At 54.3% G+C, this 1,351-nt stretch carries 1 rRNA gene; it reads right to left on the bottom strand.

The features are described 5' to 3' along the window. Position 1: 1 nt before the first annotated feature. Positions 2-1,351 (bottom strand): 23S ribosomal RNA (locus M3225_RS28725); the annotation flags it as partial.

The following is a 1,351-nucleotide window of genomic DNA, read 5'->3' as shown; positions in this document are numbered from 1 at the left end:
TTTGGTTAAGTCCTCGATCGATTAGTATCAGTCAGCTACACATGTCGCCACGCTTCCACCTCTGACCTATCAACCTGATCATCTTTCAGGGATCTTACTAGCTTGCGCTATGGGAAATCTCATCTTGAGGGGGGCTTCATGCTTAGATGCTTTCAGCACTTATCCCGTCCACACATAGCTACCCAGCGATGCCTTTGGCAAGACAACTGGTACACCAGCGGTGTGTCCATCCCGGTCCTCTCGTACTAAGGACAGCTCCTCTCAAATTTCCTACGCCCACGACGGATAGGGACCGAACTGTCTCACGACGTTCTGAACCCAGCTCGCGTACCGCTTTAATGGGCGAACAGCCCAACCCTTGGGACCGACTACAGCCCCAGGATGCGATGAGCCGACATCGAGGTGCCAAACCTCCCCGTCGATGTGGACTCTTGGGGGAGATAAGCCTGTTATCCCCGGGGTAGCTTTTATCCGTTGAGCGATGGCCCTTCCATGCGGAACCACCGGATCACTAAGCCCGACTTTCGTCCCTGCTCGACTTGTAGGTCTCGCAGTCAAGCTCCCTTGTGCCTTTACACTCTACGAATGATTTCCAACCATTCTGAGGGAACCTTTGGGCGCCTCCGTTACATTTTAGGAGGCGACCGCCCCAGTCAAACTGCCCACCTGACACTGTCTCCCGGCCCGATTAGGGCCGCGGGTTAGAATTTCAATACAGCCAGGGTAGTATCCCACCGACGCCTCCACCGAAGCTAGCGCTCCGGTTTCTCAGGCTCCTACCTATCCTGTACAAGCTGTACCAAAATTCAATATCAGGCTACAGTAAAGCTCCACGGGGTCTTTCCGTCCTGTCGCGGGTAACCTGCATCTTCACAGGTACTATAATTTCACCGAGTCTCTCGTTGAGACAGTGCCCAGATCGTTACGCCTTTCGTGCGGGTCGGAACTTACCCGACAAGGAATTTCGCTACCTTAGGACCGTTATAGTTACGGCCGCCGTTTACTGGGGCTTCGATTCAGAGCTTCTCCCAAAGGATAACCCCTCCTCTTAACCTTCCAGCACCGGGCAGGCGTCAGCCCCTATACTTCGCCTTGCGGCTTCGCAGAGACCTGTGTTTTTGCTAAACAGTCGCCTGGGCCTATTCACTGCGGCTCTCTCGGGCTATACACCCTACCAGAGCACCCCTTCTCCCGAAGTTACGGGGTCATTTTGCCGAGTTCCTTAACGAGAGTTCTCTCGATCACCTTAGGATTCTCTCCTCGCCTACCTGTGTCGGTTTGCGGTACGGGCACCTCCCGCCTCGCTAGAGGCTTTTCTTGGCAGTGTGGAATCAGGAACTTCGGTACTATA

This window comes from Priestia aryabhattai (assembly GCF_023715685.1).
Classification (GTDB): Bacteria; Bacillota; Bacilli; order Bacillales; family Bacillaceae_H; genus Priestia; species Priestia aryabhattai_B.
Note: the sequence above shows the minus strand (reverse complement) of the source record. Positions and strands in the feature narration are given on the sequence as shown.